Genomic DNA, 21,117 nt, shown 5'->3' on the forward strand with positions numbered 1-21,117 from the left:
CTCACGTTGATTCAGGAGCCCTGCCCATGACCGCGCCCAACCCGCACCCCGGCACCGAGGGCCGGACCCCGTACCCGGTGGGCCTGCTGCTCGCCGGCCGCCGCGTCGTCGTGGTCGGCGGCGGCCACGTGGCCCAGCGCCGGCTCCCCGCGCTGATCGCCACCGGCGCGGACCTGCACCTGATATCGCCGACCACCACGCCCGCCGTCCAGGCGATGGCCGACGCCGGCGAGTTCACCTGGCACGAGCGCCGCTACCGGGACGGCGACCTGGCCGACAGCTGGTACGCGCTGGTCGCCACCGACGACCCGGCGGTCAACGCCGCGGTCAGCGCCGAGGCGGAGCGCGAGCGGGTGTTCTGCGCCCGCAGCGACGACGCGGCCGCCGCCACCGCCTGGACCCCGGCCAGCGGCCGCGACGCGGGCGCCACCGTCGCCGTCCTCACCGGTGACCCGAGGCACTCCGCCGCCCTGCGCGACGCCATCGTGGACGGCCTGCGGGACGGCTCGCTGGCCGCCCGCCAGTACCGCTCGCACGGGGTCGGGGGCGCCGCCGGGCGGCCGGGCACGGGGAGCGTCGCCCTGGTCGGCGGCGGTCCTGGTGACCCGGACCTGATCACCGTGCGCGGGCGCCGGCTGCTCGCCGACGCCGACGTGGTGGTCGCGGACCGGCTCGCCCCGCGCGAGCTGCTCGCCGAGCTGCCCGAGCACGTCGAGGTGATCGACGCGTCCAAGATCCCGTACGGCCGGTTCATGGCCCAGGAGGCGATCAACCGGACGCTCATCGAGCACGCCAAGGCCGGCAAGTTCGTCGTCCGGCTCAAGGGCGGCGACCCGTACGTGTTCGGGCGCGGCGGCGAGGAGCTGCTGGCCTGCGCGGAGGCCGGGCTGCCGGTCACCGTGGTGCCGGGCATCTCCAGCTCGATCAGCGTGCCGGCCTCGGCCGGCGTGCCGGTGACCCACCGCGGGATGACGCACGAGTTCACCGTGATCTCGGGGCACGTCGGCCCGGCCGACGAGCGCTCGCTGACCAACTGGGAGGCCGTCGCGCGGATGACCGGCACCCTGGTGCTGCTGATGGCCGTCGACAAGATCGGCGCGATCGCCGAGAAGCTGATCGAGTGCGGCCGCCCGGCCGACACCCCGGTGGCGGTCGTCCAGGAGGGCACCACCTCGGCCCAGCGCCGGGTGGACGCCACCCTCGCCACGGTCGCGGCCACCGTCGAGGCGGAGCGGATCAAGCCCCCCGCCGTGATCGTCATCGGTGACGTGGTCAACGTCCTGGCCCCCGCCGTGCACGCCTGACCAACCCGTGCGCGTCTGATCAGCCGTGCCCGCCTGATCGACCGAGGAGTGGGAAGTCGGCCCGGCCGACTTCCCACTCCGCACCGCGACCCGCGCGCCCGGCCTCACTCCAACGGCTGCTCGGTCCAGATCACCTTGCCGCCGGCCGTGTAGCGGGTGCCCCAGCGGTCCGCGAACTGCGCGACCAGGAAGAGCCCGCGCCCGCCCTCGTCCGTGGTGGCCGCGTACTTCAGGTGCGGCGACGTACTGCTGGCGTCGGACACCTCGCAGATCAGCGCCCGGTCGCGGAGCAGCCGGACCCGGATCGGCCCGCGCCCGTACCGGATCGCGTTGGTCACCAGCTCGCTCAGGATCAGCTCGGTGACGAACGCCGCCTCGTCCAGCCCCCACTGCGCCAGCCGCTCCGCCACCGCCGCCCGCACCTCGCCGACCGCGGCCGGGTCGGACGGCACCTCCCACTCCGCCACCTGGTCGGACGCCAGCGCCCGGGTCTGCGCCACCAGCAGCGCGATGTCGTCCTGCGGCCGTGCCGGCAGCATCGCGCCCAGCACGTCCGCGCAGGTCTGCTCGGGAGTGCGCGGCGGCCCGGTGAGCGCGGCCCGCAGCATCTCCAGCCCCTCGTCGATGTCCCGGTCGCGGTCCTCCACCAGTCCGTCGGTGTAGAGCACCAGCCGGCTGCCCTCGGCCACCTCCAGCTCGGCGGTCGTGAACGGCAGCGCCCCCAGCCCCAGCGGCGGCCCGGTCGGCAGCTCCGGGAACTCCACCCGGCCGTCCGGCCCGACCAGCGCCGGCGGCGGGTGCCCCGCGCTGGCCAGCGTGCAGCGCCGCGTCACCGGGTCGTAGATCGCGTACAGGCAGGTCGCGCCGGTGACCGCCGCCGCCCCGCCGGTCGCCGACTCCTCCTGGTCGATCCGGTTCACCAGCTCGTCCAGGTGCCCGAGCAACTCGTCCGGCGGCAGGTCCAGTGTCGAGAAGTTGTGGATCGCCGTCCGCAGCCGGCCCATCGTCGCTGCCGCGTGCAGGCCGTGCCCCACCACGTCCCCGACCACCAGCGCGACCCGCGCGCCCGGCAGCGGGATCAGGTCGAACCAGTCGCCGCCCACCCCCGCCTGCGCCGGCAGGTACCGGTGCGCCACGTCCAGCGCGTTCTGCGCGGGCAGGTTGCGCGGCAGCAGGCTGTGCTGCAGCGTCACCGCCATCGCGTGCTCGCGGGTGTACCGGCGCGCGTTGTCGATGCAGACCGCGGCGTGCGAGACCAGCTCCTCGGCCAGCGCCAGGTCCTCCTCGTCGAACGGCTCCGGCCGGTCCGCCCGCCAGAACCGCGCCACCCCCAGCAGCACCCCGCGCGCCCGCAGCGGCACCCGCACCAGCGAGTGCACCCCGTACTCCAGCGCCTGCGCCGAGCGCTCCGGGTCCTGCACCCGCCAGGCCTCCGTCTCCGCCAGCCGCGGCTCCAGCCCGGCCTCCCCGGTGTCCAGCGCGCCCGCCAGCGGCGTCGACGGCACGACCGCCAGCACCGTGCCCACCGGATAGAACGGCGAGCCCTCCCGGACGCCCTTGAACGCCGCCCGCCGCATCTGTCCGAGCGGCTGGCCCTGCGGCGGTTCGTCGCCCTCCAGCACCTCCTCGGCCAGATCGACGCTGACGAAGTCCGCGAACCGCGGCACCGCCACCTGGGCCAGCTCCTCGGCCGTCCGCGTCACATCGAGCGAGCTGCCCACCGACACCCCGGCGTCGTACAGCAGCCGCAGCCGCCGCTGGGCCACCTCGGCCCGCCCGGACAGCGCCAGGAGCTCGGTGGAGTCCCGCAGGGTGGCGACGCAGCCCGGCGGACCGCCGTCCCGGTCGGTCAGCCGGACGTTCACGGCCAGCAGCCGCTCACCGGCCAGCACCACCTCGTCGGTGACCGGCCGGTTGGCCGTCAGCAGTTCCTCGGGCGCGCGGTCCAGGCCCAGCTCGGTCACCAGCCGCCCCTCGGCGTCGGCGGGCAGGGCCAGCAGCCGGCGCGCCTCGTCGTTGCAGAGCAGCAGCCGCCCGTCGCCGGCCACGATCAGCACACCCTCGCGCACCGCGTGCAGCACCGCCGCGTGGTGCTCGTACATCCGCGTCATCTCGGACGGGCCCAGCCCGTGGGTCTGCCGTCGCAGCCGCCGGCTGACCAGCGCCGTCCCGCAGGTGGCCAGCCCCATGGCGACCGCCGCGGCGCCCAGCACCACGGGCAGCTGCCGCTCGCTCGCGCTGCTGATGTTGGCGATGGTGACCCCCGCCGAGACCATGCCGACCACGGTGTCGTCCGGTGCCCGGACCGGCACGACCGCCTGGACCAGAGGTCCGATCGTGCCGTTGACCTGCTCGGTCACCACCTGCCCGTGCAGCGCGGGCTCGTAGTCGCCGACGAACTTCTGACCGATCCGGGCCGGATTGGGGTGCGTGTAGCGGATGCCGTCGGTGTTGAGGACGACGATGAAGTCCACTCCCGCGTTGAGCGCCGCGGCCTGGGCCTTCGGCTGCAGGACCGCAGTGGGGTCGGGGGAGTGCAGCGCCTCGACGATGCCCGGTGAGTTGGCGAAGGTCTGGGCGACCGCCACCGACCGGTTGGTCGCCTCGTGCCGGGCGTCGTTGCGGGACTGCACCACCAGCGCCACCACGGCGGCGGCGACCAGCAGCAGCACCACGAGTACCTGCAGCGCGAAGACCTGCCCGGCCACCGACCGGCGCTGTACCGGTCTCGGCCGAGCGTCCTTCGGCTGCTGTTGCCGACCGTGTGGGCGCCCACCGGAGGAGCCGGCGGTACCAGCGGCACGGGGAGACGTAGCGGAGCCGAAAGTGCCAGAGGCCGACGGAGCCCATGATCGGCCCGGAAAACGGGCCATACGTCATATTTGCACTCCACACACCTACAGGCCAAGGTCAAGCACATCCCGCCCTGGGCCGTTTGGCCTTCTCCACCCCGGCTTGGCAAGATCGCAGGGTGTCCGAACCCAGCACCATCACCGACCCCGCCGACCCGCGCCTGAGCGACTACACCGGCCTGACCGACGTCGAACTGCGGCGCCGCCGCGAACCCGCCGAGGGCCTGTTCATCGCCGAGGGCGAGAAAGTCATCCGCCGGGCGATGGCCGCCGGGTACCGGATGCGGTCGATGCTGCTGACGGCCAAGTGGCTGGACGTGATGGCGGACGTGATCGCCGACACCGACGCCCCCGTCCACGTGGTCGAACCGGGGCTGGCCGAGGCGGTCACCGGTTACCACGTCCACCGCGGCGCGCTCGCCTCGATGGAGCGCCGCCCGCTCCCGGACGCCGCCGAGCTGCTGGCCGGCGCCCGCCGGGTGGCCGTGCTGGAGGGCCTGGTCGACCACACCAACCTGGGCGCGATCTTCCGCAGCGCGGCCGCGCTCGGCATGGACGCCGTGCTGCTCTCGCCCGACTGCGCGGATCCGCTGTACCGGCGCGCGGTCAAGGTCTCCATGGGCGCCGTCTTCGCCGTCCCGTACGCACGGCTGGAGCCCTGGCCGGCCGCGCTGGACACCGTGCGCGCCGCCGGTTTCGAGCTGCTCGCCCTGACCCCCGCCGAGGGCTCCGTCGACCTGGCCGCCCTGGCCCCGCACCGGCTGCCCAAGGCGGCCCTGATGCTCGGCGCGGAGGGCGACGGCCTCACCCCCCGGGCGCTGGCCGCCGCGGACCGCGCCGTCCGCATCCCGATGGCCCACGGCATCGACTCCCTCAACGTGGGCGCCGCCGCAGCCGTGGCCTTCTACGCCGTCACCGCCCCGGCCTGACCCGTCACCCCCCGCTCCCGCACCCAACTGAGGAACCCCGCAGGGCGACGGCCTCACCTGCCGACCGCCGGCGGCTTCCTCACCGTGGCCCGCACCTCCGGCCCCTCGGCCTGATCCGCACCCCGCACCCTCCACCGAGCCCTGGTCAGCGCGGAGCACCACCTTGGCTCCCCGATGGCCCACGCCATCCATACCCTGAGCCGCGGATCAGGAAGTCGGCCCGGCCGACTTCCTGCACTCGGGGGTGGCCGGGGGGCGCCCCACCGGAGCTGTCGGTGGGCGCCTCAGTCCGCCGGGGGAGTGCGAAGTCGGGCGGGCCGACTTCCCGTGCAGGGGTGATGCGGCGGTGTCCCCGAGGCGGTCGGCAGCAGCGGGCAGGCACGGCCCAGCGGGGGGAGTAGGAAGTCGATCTGTCCGACTTCCCGCGCGCGGCCCCGAGGGCGGCCCTCAGGATCCGCCGACGACACGCGGTCCGCAGCGGAGTGGGAAGCCGGACGAGCCGACTTTCCGGTGCGGGGCGATGCGTTCGGTGGCCAGGTCGGCTGCCAGGCGGCAGCGCTCTTCCCGGGAGCAGGACGTCGGCCCGGCCGACTTCCGGTGCGTCGGCTGCCCAGCTGGTCAGCCCGTGGGGGCCGTCGGCGGGGCCGGGGCGGCGGCGGGTGGCGGGGTGACGATCGTGGTGGGGGCGCCGGGCCAGGACTCCTCGATGGTGCCGTCCGACCGCACCGAGTAGCGGGTGGAGGCCACCGCGCCGGTCTGGTTGGCCCGCTCCTCGCGGACCAGCGCGCCATTGTCGAGCCGCCAGGCGGCGGTCGCCTGCGGATCGGCGGCGGACGAGCGGGACGCCAGCGCGACCGGCGCGTCCCCGTTGAAGGCGAACAACTGGACGAGGTCGGCCGGCACCGAGCCCTCCGCGCGGCGCAGCACCACCAGGGCCGCGGCCGCGCCCTTGTAGCGGGCCGGGAGGACGGCGCTGAGCGCGACCTGGGGCCCCGCCCCCGCCGCCGAGCGGCCGTCCCGCAGCGCGATCGCCGGGCCGCCCGCCGGGTCGGGGTAGCTGCGGTTGGGCCAGTCCACCGCCGGCCCGGCGCCCTGCGGCGGCGTCAGCGCGCCGTCACCCGCCACGCTGCCGTGGGCCGCCGCCGCCAGCGGTGTCGCGGACTGCGCCGCGCCGTCCGCCGAGAGCCCGGCCCCCTGCGTGGCGGCGCCCGGCTGCCCGGCGGGCCCGTTGGGTCCGGCGCTGACCGTGGCCCCGGCGCCGCGGACCGGACCGAGGCTCTGGTTGTCCCGGTTCTCGCACCCCTGCGCCGCCGCGATCGCCAGTGCCACACCGATCGTCACGGTGACGAAGACCACCAGCCGCTGCCGCAGCAACCGCCGGCGGGCGGTGGCCGGGCGGCCGCCGGGGACGGGCGTGTGCTGCCGGTCGCGGGCCTGCCCGCGCGGCCGGTCCGGCCGCTGGTCCCGCTCGCGGGAGCCCGCCGCGGCGCCGGGTGTGCCGGTGCGCCCCGGCGGCGGGGTCTGCTGGCGTTCGCGCAGCGGCCGGGTGGTGTGGGCCTCGGGGCGCGGCATCGGCGCGGTGGCAGCCTGCCCCGGCCGGCCCTGCGGCCGGCGCTGGGCGACGCCCGGGTGGGCGCCGTGCTGTGCGACGGGCTGCTGGCCGCCCGGCCGGCTCGCCGCCCCGGCGCGGGCACGCGGGGCGCCCGCCGGGTCGGGTCCGCGCCCCGGCGCGGGGACGCCGCGTGCGGCGGCGCCCGCCGAGGCCGGTCCGGCGGCCGAGCCGGGCCCGGGAGCGCTCGGCCGGGCGCCTGCCCCGGCGCGGCCGATGGGCCCGCGCCCGGGCCGCTCCGGCGCCGGGCCGTCGCCCGTGCCGCGCGCCGCGAGTTCGCTCAGCCGTTCGTGCAGGGCGGCCGCCCCGGGCCGCTCGGCGGGCTCCTTCGCCAGGCAGGCCCGGATCAGCGGGGCCAGCTGCGGAGGGACGTCCGTCAGGTCGGGCTCCTCGTGGACGACCCGGTACAGCATCACTTCGGAGGAGGCGCCCGAGCCGAACGGGGTGTCCCCGGTGAGCGCGTACGCGAGCGTCGCCCCGAAGGCGAAGACGTCCGTCGCGGGTGTCACGGCGGCGCCGCGGACCTGCTCGGGGGCGAGGAAGCCGGGGGAGCCCACCGCCGTGCCGACGTGCGTGAGCGTGCTGGCGCCGCGGGACCAGGCGATCCCGAAGTCGATGATCCGCGGCCCGCGGGGCGAGAGCAGGATGTTGGACGGCTTGAGGTCCCGGTGGACGACCCCGGCCTCGTGCACCTTGACCAGGCCGTCGGCCAGGGCGGCGCCGATCCTGGCGGCCTCCGGCCAGCTCAGCGGTCCGCCGTCGCCGACCCGCTTGTAGAGCGAGGGACCGGGGACGTACGCGGTGGCCAGCCAGGGCCGGTCGGTCTCGATGTCGGAGCCGACCACCCGCGCCGTGCAGCCGCCCCGGATCCTGGACGCGGCGGCGATCTCCCGGGCGAAGCGGGTGCGGAACTCCAGGTCCTCGGCCAGCTCGGCGCGGATCAGCTTGAGCGCGACCCGCTGCCCGCGCCGGTCCGAGCCGAGGTAGACGACGCCCATGCCGCCGGCTCCGAGGCGCCGGTGCAGCCGGTACGGCCCGACGATGCGGGGGTCCTCACGCCTCAGCCGCATCATCGCCATCATCGTTCCCCGTCAGCCTGTGGATGAGGCCCCGTCGGTTGGGGCATCGTCAGTTCCTGTCGGGCACAGCTTACGGACTGCCTGCTGCGGTGTGCTGATACGCAACACCTGAACCCTCCGTGCGATTGTCCGATCTTGCACTGACAGTCGCGCGCGGGGTGGCGGGAGCGCTTCTCGGGGTCCGCTCTCAGGGTTCCCCCGGGGGTCCGGTGGAGGGACTCTCCCCCTTCGGTAGTACTCCTCAAGTCGGAGCGTCATCCTCGGGGATGCCCGGAGAACAGTACGACGGCATGACGTCCGACCACCCCCTCGGGCCATAGCGTTGTCCTCAGCGGTGGACGGGGAGCTCGTCCCCCGAGGTAAGCCGTCCACCGCGTCCACTTAGACCCGTCGGTCGGCACGAGCAGCGCACGACCAGAGCGGCGCAGGAATCAGGAGTGAGGGCATGGCATCGCAGCTCACGGGGTCACCCCGCCGCCGTCGGCCGGCCTTCACCCAGCGCCAGGCCGCGGAGCCGACCAGGCACCCGGCGGTGGCGCTGGCGATCGCCCTGCCCTGCGCCGTGCTGCTGGTCATCCTCTTCGGGGGCTGGGAGCAGATGGCGAACCAGGCGCAGGCCGTCGCCGAACTGATCACCCACTGACCGATCGACCCGTGATCCCGGCCGGCGCACCAGCCCGGCCGGCCACTGAACGGGCACTGATCCCCTGGGGACGGGGAGCCAGTGCCGCCGGGGAAGGCCGCGCACCGCGTTGACCCGCGGACGGGCGGGAGTGGTGCGCAGAGCACCCCGGCAGGCGGAGATGCCGTGTACGGACGTCGGTGAGGGCGTCCGTACACGGCTCTTCTTCGTTCCCCGGAGGCCGACCGCCGAACAGCGCGCCAGCAGCCGCCCGCTGCGGAACGGCAGTCACGCCGGCCGGACAGCGGTCCCGGAAACGCAGAAGGCCGGGGCCGTGATCCATGGATCACGGCCCCGGCCGGTTACTGTGCGCGATACTGGGATTGAACCAGTGACCCCTACCGTGTCAAGGTAGTGCTCTCCCGCTGAGCTAATCGCGCCTGGTGTGGCGGTCCTGCAGCAGACCCCGAAGGGCCCGACGTGCGCGATACTGGGATTGAACCAGTGACCCCTACCGTGTCAAGGTAGTGCTCTCCCGCTGAGCTAATCGCGCCTGGTGCGGCGGTCCTGCAGCAGACCCCGAAGGATCCGACGTGCGCGATACTGGGATTGAACCAGTGACCCCTACCGTGTCAAGGTAGTGCTCTCCCGCTGAGCTAATCGCGCGGGGAGGTCGCCCGGTCGAACCGGTCGTACCTCTTGGAGGTGGAGACGGGATTTGAACCCGTGTAGACGGCTTTGCAGGCCGTTGCCTCGCCTCTCGGCCACTCCACCAGGCAACACTCGAAGAACGATCTTACACTGTTCTCCATCGAGCGGACGACGAGATTCGAACTCGCGACCCTCACCTTGGCAAGGTGATGCTCTACCAACTGAGCCACGTCCGCCTGTCTCCCGGGGGCCTCACCGCTTTTGTGCGGTTGCGCTCCCTGGCGACGTGTTGAACTCTAGCGGATTCCCGGGCCAGCTAAAAATCCGTTCCCGCAGCGTGCCGCGGGGGTGCCCCCGGGGTGCCGCCCCGTCAGCCGTTCCGGGTGGCCACCGCCCCCACCTGCGGCGCACCCGACGGTCAGCCGCCGGCCACCCGGCGCACACCCGCGCGACGCCCGCACCTGCTCGCGCCCCCTGCGGCGGCCCGACCCCCGCCCGCGCCCCCGACCTACACTTCAGGCACCGCAGCCCCACCAGCCCGCGCAGGAGAACCGTGTCCGGCCAGCCCGTCCCCCACAGCCCGCTCGCCCGCTTCGGCGGCCGCCTCGCCACCGGGCTGCGCGACGTTACCTCGGACCCGGCCGCCCTCGACTCCGCCGGCTTCTGGGCCGTCGTCCACGACTTCGAGGGCCGCCTCACCTGCGCCCGCTTCGACGACGTCCGCCCCGCCCCCGCGCCCCCGTCCGGCGCGGGCTGGCTCGGCCCGGCCGCCGACAGCTGGCACAGCTCCCTGGACCGCGCCGCCTACGAGGCCGGCGTCCGCCGCATCCGCGACCACATCGCGGCCGGCGAGGTCTACCAGGCCAACCTCTGCCGCGTCCTCTCCGCGCCGCTGCCGGACCGGGACCGCACCGACATCGACGCCCTCACCGGTCTGCTCGCACACGGGAACCCCGCCCCCTACGCGGGCACCGTCCGGTTGCCCGGACACGGCGTCGAGATCGCGACCGCCTCGCCCGAGCTCTACCTGCGCCGCGACGGCCGCACCGTCTCCTCCGGCCCGATCAAGGGCACCGGCCGCACCGAGGCCGACCTGCTGGAGAAGGACCACGCCGAGAACGTGATGATCGTCGACCTGGTCCGCAACGACCTCGGCCGGGTGTGCGAGACCGGCACCGTCACCGTCCCCGACCTCTGCGTCGTCGAGAAGCACCCCGGCCTGGTCCACCTGGTCTCCACCGTCCAGGGCACCCTGCGCCCGGAGGCCGGCTGGCCCGAACTCCTCGGCGCGACCTTCCCGCCGGGCTCCGTCACCGGCGCCCCCAAGTCCAGCGCCCTGCGGATCATCGACGCCCTGGAGACCGCCCCGCGCGGCCCCTACTGCGGAGCCGTCGGCTGGGTCGACGCCGACCGCGGCGAGAGCGAACTCGCCGTCGGCATCCGCACGTTCTGGATCGACCGGACCGACCCCGGCGCACCCGTGCTGCGCTTCGGCACCGGCGCGGGCATCACCTGGGGCTCCGACCCGGCGCGCGAGTGGGCGGAAACCGAACTGAAGGCCGCCCGCCTGGTCGCGATAGCGTCGGGCACCGCAACCGACTGAAGCGGGACGCACACCCCCGGGCCACCACCGACCCAGGCTCACCGGACCGCGCAACCGCCTTGAGGAGCAGCCCTCGATGCAGCACCCCACCAAGAGCTGGGTCAACGGGTCACTCGTCGACTCCGCCGACGCCGCCCTGTCCGTCCTCGACCACGGCCTCACCACCGGCGACGGCGTCTTCGAGACGATGAAGGCCGTCGACGGCCGGGCCTTCGCCGTCACCCGCCACCTCGACCGGCTCACCCGCTCCGCCCGCGGCCTCGGCCTGCCCGACCCCGACCACGACCTGGTCCGCGAAGCCTGTGCCCAGGTGCTGGCCGCCAACCCGATGCCCCTGGGCCGCCTACGCCTCACCTACACCGGCGGCATCGCCCCGCTCGGCTCGGAGCGCGGCCAGGACGCCCCCACCCTGGTCGTCTCCCTCGGCACCGCCGCCCGCCGCCCCGACACCACCGCCGCCGCCACCGTCCCGTGGCGCCGCAACGAGCACAGCGCCGTCGCCGGCCTCAAGACCACCTCCTACGCCGAGAACGTCGTCGCGCTCGCCGCCGCCCACCGCGTCCAGGCCTCCGAAGCCCTGTTCGCCAACACCGCCGGGCAGCTCTGCGAGGGCACCGGCTCCAACGTCTTCGTCGTCCTCGGAGGCCGCCTGCTCACCCCCACCCTCGCCTCCGGCTGCCTGGCCGGCATCACCCGGCAGCTCGTCGTCGACTGGTGCGGCGCCGAGGAGACGGACCTGCCGCTGGACGTGCTCCGGGAGGCCGACGAGATCTTCCTGACCTCCACCCTGCGCGACGTCCAGGCCGTCACCCGGATCGACGACCGTGAACTCGCCGGACCGGGCCCCGTCACCACCAAGGCGCTGGCCGTCTTCACCGAGCGCAGCGGCGACGACCTCGACCCCTGAGCCCCACCACACCGGCCCCGGACTCCTCGCGGCCCCTCGGCGGATAGAACACCCGGGCGGCGGGGAAGGGACCACGACATGACCACCACGCTGCGCCCCGAGGGGCCGGAGTCACCCGCCGCCGGCGGTCGCACCAGACGCTGGCAGATCTGCGCCAACGGCCGCCCGGTCGGCGCGCTGCGCACCACCGCCATTCGCCGCGGCGATCAACTCTGGGGTGAGATATCGGAGTTGGAGGTGCACGAGGGGCGCGGCCGGGGGCGCGGCACCTTCGGTGCGCTCGCGGCCGAGGAGGTGCTCCGCGGCTGGGGCTGCACCCGGGTCGACGCCGACGTCCCCGAGGCGGCGCCGGCCGCCCGCGGCCTCGCCGTCGCCCTCGGCTACACCGAGCGGATGCGGAACATGGCCAAGCGGCTCGCCGCCCCGCCCGCGCTCCCGGCCGGCGTCGCCGCGCGCCGGATCGACGCCGAGACCTTCCCCGGGTGGCTGGCCGACGCCAAGGAGGGCTATCTGTCCGACCTGGTCTCCTCCGGCCTCGGCGCCGAGCAGGCCCGCGCCAAGTCGGACGCCGACCACCAGTCCCTGCTGCCGCAGGGCGCCGACAGCCCCGGCGTGGCCCTGCGCCGGCTCTACGGGGACGCGCCGGACCCGCTAGGCTCGCTCTGGCTCGCCCTGCGGGTCCGGGACCTGCCCGACGGCGCCCCGCTCGCCTGGGTGATGGTCGTCGAGGTGGCCGAGGCCCACCGGGGCGCCGGCCACGGCCGCTCGCTGATGCTGCTCGCCGAACGCGAGTGCCTGGCCGCCGGCGTGAGGGACCTCGGGCTCAACGTGTTCACCGGAAACGCGGTCGCGATCCGGCTCTACGAGTCGCTCGGCTACCGGGTCACCAACCGGGTCTACGGCAAGCCGCTGACCTGACCTGGCGTCAGGAGGCCTTCGCCGCCTCGATGACGGCGGCGATCCGGTCCCGCAGGCCGTCCTGGCTCTGCCCGCCGTCCAGCCGCTTCCCGCCGATCACATACGTCGGGGTGCCCCGCACCCCGATCGCCTTCCCCTCGGCCTGGTCGGCGTCCACGATCAGCGTGTGCCGGCCGTCGACCAGCGCGGTGTCGACCTCCTCGGCATCCACTCCCACGGCACGGGCCACCTCCAGCAGCACCTCCTCGCCGCGAGCCGCCAGGTCGTCGACCCGCTCCAGCAGGGCCTCCACGTACGGCCACCCCAGGCCCTGGGCGAACGCCTCCTCGGCGGCCTGCGCCGCGGCGTACGCGTGCTTGTGCTTCTCCAGCGGGAAGTGGCGCAACTCGACGACGAGCGCGTCACCGTACTGCTCGCGCAGCGCCCGGACGTCGTCCAGGGCGGTGCGGCAGTCCGGGCACTGGAGCTCGCACCAGAACTCGAGACGGGGGAGGGAACCTTCGATCATGCCCCCAGTGTTCCACTAGTGGGCACCGCGCCGTCCCGGCGGTGTGCCCGGGCGCCGGCCGGAAGCGACGGGAGGTCCGACCCGATGACGAGGACAACTGGACGTGACGGAGTGCCGCCGTGCTGACGGCGGCGGTCTCCTTCGTGCTCACCGCCGCGGGCGTGGCCGTCGCGGGCCTGCGCGCCTACCGCCGGCGCTACCTCTCCGCGATCCGCTGGTTCGCCGTGGCGCTGCTGCCGGCCGGCCTCTATCTGACCGGCCTCTTCCCGGTGGCGCGCACGATCGGCAGCGAGCTCGCCGACTGGGCGACCAAGCTGGTGTTCGACCCCCGGGTCTGGACGGGCATCGCGCTGCTCGCGGTGTCGGCCGTCCTGCTGGTCACCACCCGCTGGGCGGGCCGCCGCCGCGCGGTGGACGCCACCGGCTCCGCGCCGGCCGCCGCCGGGTCCGCCCCGGGACGGGCCGCCGTCACCGGTGCACCGGCCGGCCGGCCCTTCGCCGCCCCGAAGGCCGCCGCTCCCAGGAGCACCGCGCCGAAGGCGGGCAAGCGGGACGACGGCCTCGGCGACTTCGCCGACATCGAGGAGATCCTGCGCCGCCGCGGCATCTGAACGCGGCGGTCACGGCGAGCGGGGGCCGGTGAGCGCTCAGGCGGAGGGCACGGCCTCCGCCGAGCGCTGGCGCGCCCGGTAGGCGGCGACGTGCAGCCGGTTCCCGCAGGTCCGGCTGTCGCAGTAGCGCCGGGACCGGTTACGAGAGAGGTCGACGAAGACGCGGGCGCAGTCCGGCGCCTCGCAGCGGCGCAGCCGCTCGCGCTCGCCCGCCGTGAGGATGAACGCCAGCGCCATGCCCAGCTCGGCCGCCAGGTGGTCGTGCAGCGCGGCGTGCGGGGCGAAGTAGTGGATGTGCCAGCCGTGGTGGTCGTGGTTGGTGAGCCGGGGCGTGGTGCCGGCGGCCGCGACCAGCGCGTTGACCAGCTCGGCGGCCTCTGCCGTGGACTCGGTGCCGAACACCACCCGCAGCCGGGTGCGCAGCTCCTGCACCTTGCGCAGGTCGTCCTCGGTCAGCGAGTCGATTTCGCTGATCTCCTGGCGGACCACGAAGGCGTCCAGCGCGGCCACGTCGGGCAGCAGCTCGCTGCCGCACACCTCGGGCGCCGTGTTGAGCAGCTCGACGAGGATGCTCAGCGCGCACTCGGTGTCATGGGTGATCAGCACGTGGGGGCTCCTCGCGCGGAGGGGGCCGTCGGCACCCCGCGTCTACGGTCAGTCTCAGACCTTACCGGGCCCCGCAGCGGCGGGCCGCCGCTTCGGTCGAAGGCGTGTACGGATTGCGACGGGGCGTGCGGGCGTTCGTGTCGCGGACCCGCAAAGTCCGATCACCCGCCGCCGCGAAACAGCGGCGCCCGGCAGCGAGGCCGGCCACCCGTACGGATGGCCGGCTCCAGTGCCGGGCGCCTGCGGTGCTGGGGCCCGCCCCGGTGGGGGCGGACCGTTTCACCGGCCCCGAGTCCGCGTCGTGCGCGGCTGAGTCGTGCTGCCGTGCCCCCGAGTAGGACGGCAGCGGTGACAGCAGGGGGCTACGGCCCCGCCGACGGCGGGGCGTGACCGCCTCCGGTCGGGGTCAGCTTTCGGCGAGGATGTGGGACAGCTCCCGGTCGAGGTCGAAGTGACGGTGTTCGGTGCCGGGCGGCACAGCGGCGTCCGTGCGCTTGAGAAACGACTCAAGCGCTCGGGCCGGGGCCTCCAGCAGGGCTTCTCCTTCCGGAGAGCTCAGCGCGATGCAGACCACCCCTTGCCCGTGACTGCGCGAGGGCCAGACCCGGACGTCGCCGGTGCCGGTGGGTCGATGCAGCCCCTCCGCAAGGAGATCTCGGGCGAACACCCACTCCACCGTCTCGTCGGCGCCGGTGTGGAACGTGGCGTGCACGGCATAGGGGTCGGCGGTGTCGTAGCGCAGGCCCGCGGGGACGGGCAGTGAGGACTCGCTGGACACGATGAGGCGCAGGTGCAGCTCGCAGCTGACCGTGGTGTTCATAAGCGCCATGGCCTTTCGCTCAGTGTGCGCTCGGGGAATCGCACGTCGGCGAACGGACCATCCCACCTCCACGACCGATGTAAACCCCTCTGTCCCGATTCGGGGCCGAGTCGTACCCCTTACGGCGCATTGCGGAATCGGCACGGAGTGCCCGCCGGGGCATTACCGGGCCACTTCTCGGTTAGTTTCCTGGCATGACTGTGCGAAGCGACAAGGCGCGCGGGAACGCGGGCGGGAACACGAGAACGGGTGATGCGGTCGTGCCGGACGACTCGGGGGTACACACGCCGGACGGGGACGGGGCGGAGGGCGCGGCGGGCGCCGACGGCGGCCGGCCGCTGGGCTCGCGCGCGCCGCACTTCATCCGGCGGTCCAGGCCGCTGCACCTGAGCTGGCAGGTGGCCGTCTTCCTGGTCGGCCTGGCGGTGGTGGTGGCCGGCGTGATCATGCTGCCGCTGCCCGGCCCCGGCTGGGTGGTCATCTTCCTGGGTATGGGCGTCTGGGCCACCGAGTTCGTCTGGGCCCAGCTGGCCCTGCGCTGGACCCGCCGCAAGGTGGCCGAGGCGGCGCAGAAGGCGATGGACCCGAGGGTCCGCCGCCGCAACATCACACTCACCGCGATCGGCCTGGCGGTGATCGCGGGGATCGGCGCCTGGTACCTCTGGAAGTACGGGCTCACCATGCCCTGGAAGATCGACCGGCACTGACCCGGCCGCGGCGACCGGTGGCGGCCCGTTCGGGTGACGGGTCGGGGCGGGGGCCCGGGGCGGGCGTGTTCGGAGCACCCCGGGGGATGCGGTAATGTTTTCCCTGCACCCGGGCGATTAGCTCAGCGGGAGAGCACTTCGTTCACACCGAAGGGGTCACTGGTTCGATCCCAGTATCGCCCACCGGAATGCATTGTGATATGTGAGGCCCAGTCGATTATCGGCTGGGCCTCACATGTATTTCCGCAATCCCGTGAACTGTCGCCGGAGAATCGGACTGAGGCGCAGTCACCTTCCGCGCGGAGCGCGAGTTCTGCCGATGCGCCGGCCGCCCGGGCTGGTGCGAGTTGTACGACACCCCCCGAATGGTGCTACTGTTCTTCTCGTTGCCCGGGCGATTAGCTCAGCGGGAGAGCACTTCGTTCACACCGAAGGGGTCACTGGTTCGATCCCAGTATCGCCCACCGGACAGCACGCAGGCCCCGATCGGATACCGATCGGGGCCTGTTGCGTTCGTGGACCGAGCGACCGATCCGGCGAGCGCCGGCCGTCGCATCCGGTCCGGCTACGCCGCGACCTCGCAGCTGTGCTCCGCCGACAGCCGCCGTCCGCACCCGCAGCGGGCCGGGCGCAACGGCCAGGAGAAGTCCACCCGCTCCGGCGTCCCCGAGCGGTCGAACCAGTTCTGCAGCCCCCGGGCCTGCGCGGCGTGCCAGACCGCCTGCCGCAGGTGCAGCTCGGCCGCCGACAGTCCGCCCAGTGCCGCCGGGTAGCGCGCGCCGATCGTCCGGACCAGCCCCAGGGCCGCCGTCGCGTCGGCCGCCGCGTCGTGCGCCCCGGTCAGCTCCACCCCGTAGTGCGCGCACAGGTCGGTCAGCGTGCGCCGGCCCTTGCGGTAGCGGTCCACGTGCTTGTCCAGCACCCGGGGATCGAGCACCAGCAGCCCGTCCGGGCCGAGGGCGTCCGCCAGCGCGGTGGCCCGGTGGCGGCGCAACTCCCGGTCCAGCAGCGTCAGATCGTACGGTGCGTTCATCACCACCACGGGGTGCCCCGCGCGGCTCTGCTCGGCGAGCGCACGGGCGATCTCCGCCACCACCGTCTGCGCCGGGCGGCCGTGCGCGCGCACCCGCTCGTCGCCGATGCCGTGGATCGCCCGGGCGCCGTCGGGTATCGGCACGCCCGGATCGGCCAGCCAGGAAGTGGTCCGCGGTGCCGCGCCCGGGCTGAGTTGGACGACCAGGGCGGCCGAGACGATCCGGTCGGTCTCGACGTCCACGCCGGTGGTCTCGGTGTCGAAGGAGGCGAGCGGACCGGTGTACCAGTGCTGCTGCATGACTGCCCCTCAGGTACTGCGATTCCCGCCCGGGTGATACCCGCTCCTGACGCCCCTTCAACCGTTTGGCCCTGTCCGGGCCGGGCACCCTGCGATCAGACGACCCGTTCGAATCCGGACGGGCCCGCGGGCCGGGGGAGGCTACGGGGCGATGACGCTGACAGAGCCGCAGCCCGACGGGGCGGCGGCCGTCCTGCGGGGCGATCTGGCCGTGACGGCCTGCATGGAGACACTGCAGGTCGGCTATCTGCACGCGGTGGCGGCGGCGGCCGGCTGCTCGCTGTCCCAGCCCTTCCCCGACAACGGCATCGACTGGCAGGTCAGCCACGGCTCGCGCGCCCACGCGGTGGACGACGAGGTCACCGTCAAGATCCAGCTGAAGGCCACCGCACAGATCGCACCCGATCCGCGCGGACCCTTCTTCAGCTTCACCCTGGACAACGACCACCTGCGCAAGCTCGCGCGGGAGCGGGTCGCGGTGCCCCGGATCCTGGTCGTGATGCTGCTGCCGCGCCGGGTCGACCGCTGGCTCTCGGCCGGCCCGGACGCGCTGGAGCTGCGGCACTGCTGCTACTGGGTCAACCTGGCCGGACACCCGGTCACCGGGCAGCGGCGGACCAACGTCCGGGTGCCCACCGCGAGGGTGTTCGACGACCGGGCACTGTGCGACATCATGGCGCGGGTCGGCGCGGGCGGTAGCCCGTGACGGCCCGGCCCCGGCGGGGAGGAGCAGGACCATGACGCTGCCACACGGGCCGCAGGAGGCCTCCCGGGCGCTGCCCGACCCGGCGGCCGTCGACCCGGCGGTGCTCACCACGCTGCTCGCCCGGCACGGCTGGGTCCGGCGCGGCGGCCCCTCGGCCCGGTACGGCCGCTGGACGCCCCCGGGCGACTCCGACCCGGGCACCAGCCTGCTGGTCCCGGCCGGGGAGGGCTTCGACGACGCCGTCGAGCTGCTCGCCGACGCCGTCACCGCGCTGTCGCGCTCCCGCAGCCCGTCCGCCCGCTCGATCCTGCTCGCCCTGGCGGTGCCGGGGGACGAGCTGCAGTGGCGGCGCGAACTCCCCGGGCCGGCCGGCACCGCGCCCTGGGACGGCGCCGAGCGGCTCCAGCGGGCGGCCCGGGCGATGCTGGCGGCCGGCGCCAAGGCCGGGCGGACCAGGGCCGCCTACTTCGGCGCCCGGCTGGACACCTGGGCCGGGGACTTCCTGGAGCAGGTCCTGGTGGTCGGCGGCGGTCCGGCGGCGGACGGCGCCGCCGGACTCACCGCGTACACCCCGGCGCCCGAGGGACGGCCGGTGGTCACCACCCTGGTCCGCGCCCTGGAGGCGCTGCGGGACGCCGTGGACTACCGGCGGGTCAGCGGCGGCCCGGAGGCCTTCGAGAACGCGGTGCAGGCGGGCGTCAGCCGGGAGCTGGTGCAGTCCGTCGAGGACCTGGTGCGCGGCGCCACGGCGGCACAGCTGTCCGTCGCCTGGTCGGCCGCCGCCGGGCCGCCCGGCGGATTCGGCGACCGGCGGATCGCCCTGGAGTTCTCGCCCGGGGACCTGCCCGCGCTGGAGGAGGCGGCCGCCCTGCTGGAGCGGATCGAACCGGCGGTCGCCGTCACCGTGGTCGGCCTGGTCGTCCGGCTCAAGCGCGCCGACCCCGCCGGACCGGGCACCGTCCGGCTGAAGGTGCTCGGCGGCGCGGAGGTCAGCGAGGTCCGGGTGCGGCTCGCCGACCCCGCCTACCGGGTGGCCGTCGAGGCCCACCTGGCCGGGGCTCCGGTGCGGGTCAGCGGCCGGCTGGAGCGCCGCGGCGGGTTCCGGCGGCTCACCCACCCGGGAGCGCTGGAGCCGTGCGGTCTGGAGGAGGCCGAGCGGGAGCGGCTGCTGAAGACCCTGGGAGAAGGGGGAGCGGGGGCGTAGGTGCACGGCGGGGGTGGTGCTCTCGGTACCATCGTCACGCGCAGCGCCGTGTTGCGTCCTATGAATCCAGCACGTCAGGAGAGACCGGTGACGGACGTCCGGGTAATCATCAACCGCGAACCCGATCGGGAAGAGCGCGTGGTGACCACGGGCACTACGGCCGCCGAGCTCTTCGCCGACGACCGCTCGATCATCGCCGCCCGCATCGCCGGCCAGCTCAAGGACCTCGCGTACGCCGTGCAGGACGGCGACGAGGTCGAGCCGGTCGAGATCGGCAGCAAGGACGGCCTGGACATCCTGCGCCACTCCACCGCGCACGTCATGGCCCAGGCCGTGCAGCAGCTCTTCCCGGAGGCGAAGCTCGGCATCGGCCCGCCGGTCAAGGACGGCTTCTACTACGACTTCGACGTCGAGAAGCCGTTCCACCCCGATGACCTCAAGGCCATCGAGAAGAAGATGCAGGAGATCATCAAGAAGGGCCAGAAGTTCTCCCGCCGGGTGGTCACCGACGAGGCCGCCGCCGAGGAGCTGGCCGCCGAGCCGTACAAGCTGGAGCTGATCGGCCTCAAGGGCTCCGCCGCCACCGCCGGCGAGGGCGCCGACGTCGAGGTCGGCGCGGGCGAGCTGACCATCTACGACAACCTGGATGCCAAGAGCGGCGACCTCTGCTGGGGCGACCTCTGCCGCGGCCCGCACCTGCCGTCCACCCGGCACATCCCGGCCTTCAAGCTGATGCGCAACGCCGCCGCCTACTGGCGCGGCAGCGAGAAGAACCCCATGCTGCAGCGCATCTACGGCACCGCCTGGCCGACCAAGGACGAGCTGAAGGCGCACCTCGACTTCCTGGTCGAGGCCGAGAAGCGCGACCACCGCAAGCTCGGCAACGAGCTCGACCTCTTCTCCATCCCCGAGGAGATCGGCTCCGGCCTCGCCGTCTTCCACCCCAGGGGCGGCATCATCCGCCGCGCCATGGAGGACTACTCGCGCCGCCGGCACGAGGAGGAGGGTTACGAGTTCGTCTACACCCCGCACGCCACCAAGGGGAAGCTCTTCGAGAAGAGCGGCCACCTGGACTGGTACGCGGACGGTATGTACCCGCCCATGCAGCTCGACGAGGGCGTGGACTACTACCTGAAGCCCATGAACTGCCCGATGCACAACCTGATCTTCGACGCGCGCGGCCGCTCGTACCGTGAACTGCCGCTGCGCCTCTTCGAGTTCGGCACGGTGTACCGGTACGAGAAGTCCGGCGTGGTGCACGGCCTGACCCGCGCCCGCGGCTTCACCCAGGACGACGCGCACATCTACTGCACCCGTGAGCAGATGGCGGAGGAGCTCGACTCCACGCTGACCTTCGTGCTCAACCTGCTGCGGGACTACGGTCTGACCGACTTCTACCTGGAGCTCTCCACCAAGGACCCGGTCAAGTTCGTCGGTTCGGACGAGGCCTGGGAGGAGGCCACCGCCGTCCTCGCGAACGTGGCCGAGAAGCAGGGCCTGCCGCTGGTCCCGGACCCGGGCGGCGCGGCCTTCTACGGCCCGAAGATCTCCGTCCAGGCGAAGGACGCGATCGGCCGGACCTGGCAGATGTCGACCATCCAGCTCGACTTCAACCTGCCCGAGCGCTTCGACCTGGAGTACACGGCGGCGGACGGATCGCGTCAGCGGCCGGTCATGATCCACCGGGCGCTGTTCGGCTCGATCGAGCGGTTCTTCGCGGTGCTGCTGGAGCACTACGCCGGCGCCATGCCGCCGTGGCTGGCCCCGGTCACCGTGACCGGCATCCCGATCACCGACGAGCACGTGCCGTACCTGCTGGAGGTCGCGGCCGAGCTGAAGAAGCGCGGCATCCGGGTCGAGGTCGACACCTCGGACGACCGGATGCAGAAGAAGATCCGGAACGCGCAGAAGAGCAAGGTGCCGTTCATGCTGATCGCGGGCAACGACGACGTCGAGGCGGGCGCGGTGTCGTTCCGCTACCGCAACGGCGAGCAGAAGAACGGCGTGCCGCTCGCCGAGGCGGTCGCCGAGATCGTCGACGCGGTGGAGCGTCGCGTCCAGGTGTGACCTCCCGCCCCGCGTCAGCGGGGTTCGCGGGGCAGTCTCCACACGGAGTCTGCCCCGCACTGCTTTGCAAGCCACGCCGGG

At 74.0% G+C, this 21,117-nt stretch carries 17 protein-coding genes and 7 tRNA genes; 13 read left to right on the forward strand and 11 right to left on the reverse strand.

What is annotated here, in order from left to right; all coding sequences use genetic code 11:
- Positions 1–26 precede the first annotated feature (26 nt).
- Positions 27–1,304, forward strand: coding sequence for a uroporphyrinogen-III C-methyltransferase (gene cobA / locus ACZ4UX_RS28685; RefSeq protein ID WP_465708799.1), 1,278 nt, complete (start codon positions 27–29; stop codon positions 1,302–1,304).
- Positions 1,305–1,408: 104 nt separating this feature from the next.
- On the opposite strand, the gene ACZ4UX_RS28690 is transcribed toward cobA, so the two are convergent.
- Positions 1,409–4,177 (reverse strand): SpoIIE family protein phosphatase, encoded by a 2,769-nt coding sequence (locus ACZ4UX_RS28690; protein ID WP_465708800.1) that lies wholly within the window; start codon positions 4,175–4,177, stop codon positions 1,409–1,411.
- A gap of 98 nt (positions 4,178–4,275) precedes the next feature.
- On the opposite strand from ACZ4UX_RS28690, the gene ACZ4UX_RS28695 reads away from it, so the two are divergent.
- Positions 4,276–5,085, forward strand: a complete 810-nt coding sequence (locus ACZ4UX_RS28695) for a TrmH family RNA methyltransferase (RefSeq protein WP_465708801.1) — start codon at positions 4,276–4,278, stop codon at positions 5,083–5,085.
- A gap of 618 nt (positions 5,086–5,703) precedes the next feature.
- Here the strand turns inward: ACZ4UX_RS28695 and ACZ4UX_RS28700 are convergent.
- Entirely contained in the window at positions 5,704–7,767 is a 2,064-nt protein-coding gene (locus ACZ4UX_RS28700) for a serine/threonine-protein kinase (protein WP_465708802.1), read from the reverse strand.
- 451 nt (positions 7,768–8,218) lie between these two features.
- Here ACZ4UX_RS28700 and ACZ4UX_RS28705 point away from each other — a divergent pair, with 451 nt between their 5' ends.
- Positions 8,219–8,416, forward strand: coding sequence for a hypothetical protein (locus ACZ4UX_RS28705; RefSeq protein WP_329486846.1), 198 nt, complete (start codon positions 8,219–8,221; stop codon positions 8,414–8,416).
- A gap of 347 nt (positions 8,417–8,763) precedes the next feature.
- On the opposite strand, the gene ACZ4UX_RS28710 is transcribed toward ACZ4UX_RS28705, so the two are convergent.
- From ACZ4UX_RS28710 to ACZ4UX_RS28730, 5 genes are all read right to left on the reverse strand, one after another.
- Positions 8,764–8,835, reverse strand: a tRNA-Val gene (locus ACZ4UX_RS28710).
- Positions 8,836–8,876: 41 nt separating this feature from the next.
- Positions 8,877–8,948: transfer RNA gene (locus ACZ4UX_RS28715), tRNA-Val, on the reverse strand.
- Positions 8,949–8,989: 41 nt separating this feature from the next.
- Positions 8,990–9,061, reverse strand: a tRNA-Val gene (locus ACZ4UX_RS28720).
- A gap of 34 nt (positions 9,062–9,095) precedes the next feature.
- Positions 9,096–9,169: transfer RNA gene (locus ACZ4UX_RS28725), tRNA-Cys, on the reverse strand.
- 40 nt (positions 9,170–9,209) lie between these two features.
- Positions 9,210–9,282, reverse strand: a tRNA-Gly gene (locus ACZ4UX_RS28730).
- Positions 9,283–9,599: 317 nt separating this feature from the next.
- On the opposite strand from ACZ4UX_RS28730, the gene ACZ4UX_RS28735 reads away from it, so the two are divergent.
- The 3 genes from ACZ4UX_RS28735 (at position 9,600) to ACZ4UX_RS28745 (ending at position 12,474) form a co-directional block, all read left to right on the forward strand.
- Positions 9,600–10,649 carry a chorismate-binding protein gene (locus ACZ4UX_RS28735; RefSeq protein WP_380386205.1) on the forward strand — a complete coding sequence of 350 codons (1,050 nt, stop codon included), beginning with the start codon at positions 9,600–9,602 and terminating at the stop codon, positions 10,647–10,649.
- 76 nt (positions 10,650–10,725) lie between these two features.
- Entirely contained in the window at positions 10,726–11,556 is an 831-nt protein-coding gene (locus ACZ4UX_RS28740) for an aminotransferase class IV (protein ID WP_352293254.1), read from the forward strand.
- Positions 11,557–11,634: 78 nt separating this feature from the next.
- Positions 11,635–12,474 (forward strand): GNAT family N-acetyltransferase, encoded by an 840-nt coding sequence (locus ACZ4UX_RS28745; protein WP_465708803.1) that lies wholly within the window; start codon positions 11,635–11,637, stop codon positions 12,472–12,474.
- Between the two features lie 7 nt (positions 12,475–12,481).
- Here the strand turns inward: ACZ4UX_RS28745 and ACZ4UX_RS28750 are convergent, their stop codons facing one another.
- Positions 12,482–12,982, reverse strand: a complete 501-nt coding sequence (locus ACZ4UX_RS28750) for a DsbA family protein (RefSeq protein WP_465708804.1) — start codon at positions 12,980–12,982, stop codon at positions 12,482–12,484.
- Between the two features lie 119 nt (positions 12,983–13,101).
- Here ACZ4UX_RS28750 and ACZ4UX_RS28755 point away from each other — a divergent pair, with 119 nt between their 5' ends.
- Entirely contained in the window at positions 13,102–13,593 is a 492-nt protein-coding gene (locus tag ACZ4UX_RS28755; RefSeq protein ID WP_465708805.1) for a hypothetical protein, read from the forward strand.
- Positions 13,594–13,629: 36 nt separating this feature from the next.
- Here the strand turns inward: ACZ4UX_RS28755 and ACZ4UX_RS28760 are convergent, their stop codons facing one another.
- The gene (locus tag ACZ4UX_RS28760) at positions 13,630–14,199 is read right to left on the reverse strand and encodes a CGNR zinc finger domain-containing protein (RefSeq protein WP_465708806.1); all 570 of its coding nucleotides are present in this window, start codon (positions 14,197–14,199) and stop codon (positions 13,630–13,632) included.
- A 406-nt stretch (positions 14,200–14,605) separates the two neighbouring features.
- Entirely contained in the window at positions 14,606–15,019 is a 414-nt protein-coding gene (locus ACZ4UX_RS28765; RefSeq protein WP_030056266.1) for an SsgA family sporulation/cell division regulator, read from the reverse strand.
- A 194-nt stretch (positions 15,020–15,213) separates the two neighbouring features.
- On the opposite strand from ACZ4UX_RS28765, the gene ACZ4UX_RS28770 reads away from it, so the two are divergent.
- The 3 genes from ACZ4UX_RS28770 to ACZ4UX_RS28780 all read left to right on the forward strand — a co-directional run bounded on the left by ACZ4UX_RS28770 (position 15,214) and on the right by ACZ4UX_RS28780 (position 16,190).
- Positions 15,214–15,726, forward strand: coding sequence for a TIGR02611 family protein (locus tag ACZ4UX_RS28770; RefSeq protein ID WP_465708807.1), 513 nt, complete (start codon positions 15,214–15,216; stop codon positions 15,724–15,726).
- 111 nt (positions 15,727–15,837) lie between these two features.
- Positions 15,838–15,909 (forward strand) — tRNA-Val (locus ACZ4UX_RS28775).
- Positions 15,910–16,118: 209 nt separating this feature from the next.
- Positions 16,119–16,190: transfer RNA gene (locus ACZ4UX_RS28780), tRNA-Val, on the forward strand.
- A 101-nt stretch (positions 16,191–16,291) separates the two neighbouring features.
- On the opposite strand, the gene ACZ4UX_RS28785 is transcribed toward ACZ4UX_RS28780, so the two are convergent.
- Positions 16,292–17,059 (reverse strand): 3'-5' exonuclease, encoded by a 768-nt coding sequence (locus ACZ4UX_RS28785; RefSeq protein ID WP_352293261.1) that lies wholly within the window; start codon positions 17,057–17,059, stop codon positions 16,292–16,294.
- Between the two features lie 151 nt (positions 17,060–17,210).
- Here ACZ4UX_RS28785 and ACZ4UX_RS28790 point away from each other — a divergent pair, with 151 nt between their 5' ends.
- The 3 genes from ACZ4UX_RS28790 (at position 17,211) to thrS (ending at position 21,036) form a co-directional block, all read left to right on the forward strand.
- Positions 17,211–17,765, forward strand: a complete 555-nt coding sequence (locus ACZ4UX_RS28790) for a DUF4365 domain-containing protein (protein ID WP_465708808.1) — start codon at positions 17,211–17,213, stop codon at positions 17,763–17,765.
- A 31-nt stretch (positions 17,766–17,796) separates the two neighbouring features.
- Complete coding sequence (locus ACZ4UX_RS28795) at positions 17,797–18,969, forward strand: hypothetical protein (RefSeq protein ID WP_465708809.1); 1,173 nt, start codon at positions 17,797–17,799, stop codon at positions 18,967–18,969.
- A gap of 87 nt (positions 18,970–19,056) precedes the next feature.
- Positions 19,057–21,036, forward strand: a complete 1,980-nt coding sequence (gene thrS / locus ACZ4UX_RS28800; protein WP_352293269.1) for a threonine--tRNA ligase — start codon at positions 19,057–19,059, stop codon at positions 21,034–21,036.
- Positions 21,037–21,117 lie beyond the last annotated feature (81 nt).

The organism is Kitasatospora sp. NPDC028961 (assembly GCF_055564815.1).